The organism is Tumidithrix elongata BACA0141 (genome assembly GCF_036349135.1).
Lineage (GTDB): Bacteria > Cyanobacteriota > Cyanobacteriia > Pseudanabaenales > Pseudanabaenaceae > Tumidithrix > Tumidithrix elongata.
Genome location: NZ_JAZBJZ010000191.1, coordinates 1 through 6,112, shown reverse-complemented (window position 1 = coordinate 6,112; position 6,112 = coordinate 1). Strand labels below are relative to the sequence as shown.

Genomic DNA, 6,112 nt, shown 5'->3' with positions numbered 1-6,112 from the left:
GGGAAGAGGAAAACCCTGTCCACAACTTGTTTTTATTTCCCAACAACTCTATTAAGTGAACGATGATTCTTTTGCTTTCAATTAGTATGACAGTAGGATGTTTGAAATGCTGTACAAGAAAATGATTGAGTTGTATCAAATTTATACTCCAGTCGTAATCGCTCTAGATCTGCCCGCACTGCGCTTTATCGACTGTGAGCCAGCAAAAATGACTCTACCCGAGCCTTTGCAAAGGGAAACAAGATGCCGAAAACATAGTCAACTGGGGTTGTTGTACCTTCAATATCGAGCAAAATGGCATCTACGCGATCGCAATTAAATTCAGGCATCGGTTCGCTATGCTGAATGTGTCATCGATCTGGAAGCCTATCTGCTACGTACCGTAGAAGACCAGCGTTCGCAGTTCTATACTCTCACGGTGGGAAGCATCGGGTGGACTCGTTGGATCGTCAAATCCCGTATGGGCTGCAAACCTTGCTGACCCGTCTCCCTTGGTGTCAAAGCACTTGATTAGGATTACTTCGTTCCGTTGCTGTTGCGGGAAATAGAACCACTGATGGGCTGGATTATAGGTAACTGCATAGGTTTCGCCAACGCGATCGCGATAGACCAGATCGCTAGCCACGAGGTCTGTAAGTGCAATGCTTTGGGCGTCGCACAATGCTAAGGGTGACTCTTGGACGGGTTCAGCGATCGGTCGCCAGACGTTAACGACAGCAAAGCGCTGTTGCAGTAAGTCTTTGTAATTATCAATGTTACGTGCTTCTAGCTCGATACGGGCGCGGCTATAACCAGACTTTGCCGTGAAATCGTTATGAACGCGCTTGACGGGTTCTTTGACATTCTCACCTCGTTGCGCCCGCAAAGCATTACGGACATTGCGATCGAATACCACCACTCTGCTTGCACCGGTGACTTCTTTGAGTAACCGTTCGGCTTCGGGATAGTAGACACGATGCACCTCATCGCTGTTGTAGAAATCGCGCACAACGGACTGATGGTTCACAAAGGCAAAACCCTCTCGCTCGAGGGATAAGTCTTGCGCGATCGCACGAGCATTATGAATTGGAAGTCTTTGGGCAGCATAGGTTCCATTATGCCGAGGCGTTCCTGCTGGCGGTTCGTAGGTATAGTTGATAGGTCTTTCTGCCATGGGAGCGAGATAATTGAGGTCTGCTTCAAAGCAGGGTAGATCCTTGGAAACATTTCTCTCTAAGACTTGCGAGCTATGCGTGGACATGGTTATATCCTCGAGTTTAAAAATTAACGAACTCCAGCAAGTCTAATTAACTTTACTGTTGGAGTCTTCAGAACTAGCGATCGCTTACAACCAACCCTTTAACAGATGGATAATTGGGGAGATCGTACTTGACTTAAAGTATGACTCTGCGGTAGTTTGTCCTCAGTGGAATAATTTAACCGTAATTGCGTTAAAACTATTAAGTTGAGTAGCTTGAATCATCGGTGTTGGCGGTGCTTGGAACTTGTCTGCTGGATTCAATTAAACTCAAGATGTTGAGTAAGCCCATCCCCAGATGGCTTAGAAGCTATGGAATTTGAATTAGATCATCTCTTTATCTGGACTGATGTTGGTGCTTACGAAGCTGAGCGCCTAGTATCATTCGACTTGGTTGAGGGAACCTCTAATACGCATCCTGGACAGGGCACAACCAATCGCCGTTTCTTTTTCCATAATGCAATGTTGGAGTTGTTGTGGGTTCACGATCCAGAAGAGGCGAAGTCTGAACTAATTCGTCCCACTCGTCTTTGGGAACGATGGGAGAATCGAAATCATGGAGTCTGTCCGTTCGGGATCTGTCTGCGGCCAGCCCTAAGCGGTAGTAACACAGTTGCCTTTTCCAGTTGGGCATATCACCCTCCTTATTTACCTAAAACAATGAGTATTGAGGTAGGAAAGAATAGCGATGTGTTGACTGAGCCATGGCTGTTCCAGACTCCATTTGGTAAACGTCCAGATCGATATCCTGTTGAGAAGTCACAACCTCTAGATCATGGTATTGGCTTACGCGAAATTACTCGTTTAGAGTTGGTCAGTCCTGCTGCAAATGAGCCGTCACCTGAACTTCAAGCAGTGGTCGATACAAAGCAGATAAAGCTACGGTTAGGAACAGAGTATTGTGTAGAGCTTGGGTTTGATGGAGAAGTGCTGGGAAAACAGGTGGATTTTCGACCTCAGTTGCCGCTTGTGATGAGTTGGTAGCGCCAAGTCACTACCTAACCGAACAAGTCTCTGCTGAAAACAGCAGTCTAGAGATTGCAACTAGGTAAAGTTGTTGTGCTAGGATCGCTGACCGAGGTCATAGGGCAAAAAATTAGTCACGACCCTGCTTGTGGGATGGGCAATCAGTCTTTGGATATGTTAAATTTATACATGGGCCTGACTTGGAGTGCCGTTATGACAATTTCGGGTGATCGCAAGCTAATTTCAAATATAGAACTCCCTGATGAGGACTTTGAGCCGATGCCCGAAGGTGATAAACAGCGGCGCAATTTAAGTTATGCAACCGAGGCTCTAAGGTTGTGGTTTGAGAAGAAACAGAACGTCTACGTGTCTGGAAACCTGTTTATTCGTTATCAAGAAGATCTAACGGAAAAAAGGATAGCACCAGATATCTTTGTGGTATTTGGTATGAGTAATGAAGATAGAGTGAGTTACAAAATCGGAAAAGAAGATGGAAAAGTTCCTGATTTTGTTTTAGAACTTACTTCTAAAGGAACAGTGACAAAAGACCGAGAACAAAATCCATTAATTTATCGAGCTTTGGGAGTGAAGGAGTATTTTCAGTACGATCCATCAGGTGAGTATTTGAAGCCTACTTCTTTACAAGGAGTGCGTTTAGAGAATGGGAAATATGTTGCGATCGCTGTTTCAACTTTGCCTGATGGTACTTTGTCTTTACATAGTGAAGTTCTAGGTTTGGAGTTGCATATGTATCCAGACCTAAGTTTCCGCTTTTATGACCCAATCTCTAATCAAGTTTTGCGTTCTTATGCTGAGGCGGAACATGCGAGGTTTCAGGCGGAATTGGAGCGTTCATTTGAGCAACAGGCTAGAATTGAGGCTGAGGCGATCGCTGAGCAGGAACGTAATGAAAAACTCCAAGAACGGCTGGCTAAACAACTAGCTGAGCAAAAAGCTCAACGGCTTGCCGAAAGGCTGAGGGCACTTGGATTAGATCCTGATGAAATTTAGGGCGATCGCCGATCAATTCATAAGAAAAGCGATCAATCAAAATATAAAATATTGCTAAAAATGAGTCTATGAAACCCATCTATAGCGAAGAACTCGATCGATAGCTTCCTGCCCTATATCTGCATTGTATTTTAGCCAAACACGCTGATATTCTTCTGAGAACTCTATCACATCATTTTCATTACCGCCTGACTCGTAGAACTCTGCGAGGGTAACATAAGGGCTGTAAGGTTAGAATATGTCAAATATGAACATACATCATTGCAGTAGTGAGTATGAAAGAGAAAGGTGGTTTCAAATCGAGAATCAGGTAATCTCCATCCCAATCATGCTGAAAAAGGCATAAGCATGGACTATTAATTTCAAGAGGATGGATTAGGATCATAGATTAAATAAGATGTAATCCTTCAATTATGCCTGTAAGCTAGAGAGACAGAGTCAAAACAGATGAAAAATGCAAACCTACCCTACCCCGATAGAGAGCCAGATGCAACGATACTATCAGTCCTTATCCGAGAAGGATCGTCGTCGGTATGCAGCTATTGAAGCAGTGAAACTAGGGTACGGAGGACAGGCATACATTCGGCGATTATTCGGGTGTCACCACGAAACCTTACAGTTGGGACTGCGAGAACTTCAGGATGAAACAATTGGTCAAGATGAACGGATTCGACAACCAGGAGGTGGACGTAAATCGGCGTTTGAGACGATTGATGGACTAGACGAGGCATTTTTGCGAGTCTTGGAACGACATACAGCAGGTTCACCAATGGACGAAACGCTCAAGTGGACAAACCTCAAGCGTCATGAGATTGCCGAATTACTCAAGGAAGAAGGAATTGAAGTCAGCGTCACAGTAGTAGATCAGCTATTGGAGAAACACCATTTTCGCAAACGTAAAGCGGTAAAAAACTCGCTAGTCGGTTTATAGACATCTTAAACAGGACGGCGGAAGGACATGGCTATATTGCCTATACGAGATTTCACGATACCGAGTTAATCTCATAGACTAATGAAATGAATTCCTCTCCCCAGCAACTTGTCACATTTTTAAGTCAATTTATCCAAACTCCCATCTTTAAGATTGGCGATGAACCAATCTCTTTGCTTTGGTTGATCAAACTGGTGCTGTCATTTTTGACAGTAATGTTGCTCTCAGTAATTTGTAAGCGACTGCTCAAAAATCGCTTGTTGCCAAAACTAGGGGCAAGCCAAGGACAGAGGGAGGCGGTCGCAACTCTTGCGACCTATGGTTTCGGCGCACTGGGCTTTGTAATTGTCTTACAAATCAATGGACTGAATATTGCGCCTTTGGTTGTGACATTGGGCGGTTTAGGCATCGGTGTTGGCTTTGGGTTTCAGGAAATTACCAAAAACTTGATTAGTGGATTAACCCTACTCATTGAGGGAAAACTACAAGTAGGGGACTATATTGAATTTGATAATCTATCTGGACATATCAAAGAAATCGCATTACGTTCTACGATTATACGCACCTTTGATGGTGGTGATGTTGTAGTTCCCAATAGTAACTTAACGAGCAATCGCGTCCTCAATTGGAGCTACAAAAGCCTCACGGGTAAGTTACATTTACCTGTAAAAGTTGCCTACAATAGCGATCCCATTTTAGTCACCGAAACTCTATTAAACTCGGCTTATATGGAAGCCACAGTAATGCAAGAACCACCACCTAGAGTGATATTTAAAGGCTTTGGTGAAAGTGCCTTAGAGTTTGAATTGTGGGTATGGATAGCCCAAATAGACGAAGGGTTTTTAGTAAAAAGTTCTCTGAATTTCATTATCGAACATAATTTGCGACAAGTGGGAATCAAAATACCTCACCCGCAAAGAGACCTATGGTTGCGAAATATCGACGAACTCAAGCAAATAATTCCGCAATTTCCAGAATCTCAGTCTTCAAATAACGGACAAGAATCAGATGAATCCACAGGTTTAAATCCCCAGCTCTCTCTTGCCAAAAGCTTGCGTCAATCTATTTCGATTCGAGATTCTCTTCGGCAATTGCCTCACTTTAATATTTGCTCTGACATCCATCTCCGCGAACTGATCGAAACAGGCTATCGTAAGTTTTTTGCAGAATCTGAAATAGTGTTTAACGAGAATGAAATAGGCACTCACTTCTATTTAGTTTTGTCTGGTTCGATTGAAACTGTGGTAACGAGGCTTAGCCAGCATATCAAGATCTATAAATCTGGAGATATTCTTGGCGAAGTGGCGATTATGCTAAATTTACCCTATACGAGTACTGCGATCGCTTTAGAAGACACAAGTGTTTTTGTGATTAACAAGCATAGTTTTGATAGATTGCTGCGGTTACATCCAGATCTAGCAGAAACATTCACTCAGGAACTCACTAAAGAAAAGAAAATCTATCAAGATATCCGTCAGCAATTGCAGGATCTTGGTCTGTTGGGCATGACCGAGCATAGTAATCGATTTGCTGCTTGGGTAAAATCAAGGTTGAAGGGGATTTTCTCTGCTGAATAGTATATAAAATGGAACTATAGAAAGTGAAGTTGTGGCGATCGCCTGTTTATTGAGGTCAGTAAATCTTGTGCTTGAAATATTGACATACGCTCTAAGCGTAGGTACTTTCGTAGGATTAGGCTGTGCTTTATTTACGGGAATTAAGCAGAGATCTCCTATGCTAGGAATTTTCGTTTTTATGGGTTCTATTCTATTTTGTGTTGTTATTTGTGGTGTTACTACACTGGGGTTTGGATACTTGCTAGATTTTGCAGTTCGATCTCGGGGAGAGCTACGCCGCTCTTCAGACAATCCGCCTGCTGCGGCTGAGGGAGTCGGGACAGTTTTATTACTTTTGGGCACCTCTAAAAATCAGTCAGAGACGAAAAACGAAAATAAAAAGAGAGAAGA

At 43.3% G+C, this 6,112-nt stretch carries 8 protein-coding genes; 6 read left to right on the top strand and 2 right to left on the bottom strand.

From position 1 onward, the window contains the following. Positions 1–185: 185 nt before the first annotated feature. Positions 186–329 (bottom strand): hypothetical protein, encoded by a 144-nt coding sequence (locus V2H45_RS24775; RefSeq protein ID WP_330486370.1) that lies wholly within the window; start codon positions 327–329, stop codon positions 186–188. Between the two features lie 44 nt (positions 330–373). Beyond that, entirely contained in the window at positions 374–1,240 is an 867-nt protein-coding gene (locus V2H45_RS24770) for a CmcJ/NvfI family oxidoreductase (RefSeq protein ID WP_330486369.1), read from the bottom strand. Between the two features lie 58 nt (positions 1,241–1,298). Between V2H45_RS24770 and V2H45_RS24765 the strand changes: the two genes are divergently transcribed. From V2H45_RS24765 to V2H45_RS24740, 6 genes are all read left to right on the top strand, one after another. Further along, positions 1,299–1,448: a hypothetical protein gene (locus V2H45_RS24765; protein WP_330486368.1), complete on the top strand. Its 150-nt coding sequence runs from the start codon at positions 1,299–1,301 to the stop codon at positions 1,446–1,448. A gap of 101 nt (positions 1,449–1,549) precedes the next feature. Next, positions 1,550–2,221, top strand: coding sequence for a hypothetical protein (locus V2H45_RS24760; protein ID WP_330486367.1), 672 nt, complete (start codon positions 1,550–1,552; stop codon positions 2,219–2,221). A gap of 195 nt (positions 2,222–2,416) precedes the next feature. After that, entirely contained in the window at positions 2,417–3,214 is a 798-nt protein-coding gene (locus tag V2H45_RS24755; protein WP_330486366.1) for a Uma2 family endonuclease, read from the top strand. A gap of 487 nt (positions 3,215–3,701) precedes the next feature. Continuing rightward, positions 3,702–4,145, top strand: coding sequence for an ISAzo13-like element transposase-related protein (locus V2H45_RS25785; protein ID WP_408648916.1), 444 nt, complete (start codon positions 3,702–3,704; stop codon positions 4,143–4,145). An 86-nt stretch (positions 4,146–4,231) separates the two neighbouring features. Further along, the gene (locus V2H45_RS24745; protein ID WP_330486365.1) at positions 4,232–5,722 is read left to right on the top strand and encodes a mechanosensitive ion channel domain-containing protein; all 1,491 of its coding nucleotides are present in this window, start codon (positions 4,232–4,234) and stop codon (positions 5,720–5,722) included. Between the two features lie 157 nt (positions 5,723–5,879). After that, the coding region (locus V2H45_RS24740; RefSeq protein ID WP_330486364.1) for a hypothetical protein at positions 5,880–6,112 on the top strand (233 nt) is incomplete at its 3' end.

Excerpts from the sequence above, each read along its gene's own strand:
- V2H45_RS24775 (WP_330486370.1), bottom strand. The coding sequence starts at position 329 with ATGCCTGAATTTAATTGCGATCGCGTAGATGCCATTTTGCTCGATATT.
- V2H45_RS25785 (WP_408648916.1), top strand. The coding sequence starts at position 3,702 with ATGCAACGATACTATCAGTCCTTATCCGAGAAGGATCGTCGTCGGTAT.
- V2H45_RS24770 (WP_330486369.1), bottom strand. The coding sequence starts at position 1,240 with ATGTCCACGCATAGCTCGCAAGTCTTAGAGAGAAATGTTTCCAAGGAT.
- V2H45_RS24760 (WP_330486367.1), top strand. The coding sequence starts at position 1,550 with ATGGAATTTGAATTAGATCATCTCTTTATCTGGACTGATGTTGGTGCT.
- V2H45_RS24755 (WP_330486366.1), top strand. The coding sequence starts at position 2,417 with ATGACAATTTCGGGTGATCGCAAGCTAATTTCAAATATAGAACTCCCT.
- V2H45_RS24745 (WP_330486365.1), top strand. The coding sequence starts at position 4,232 with ATGAATTCCTCTCCCCAGCAACTTGTCACATTTTTAAGTCAATTTATC.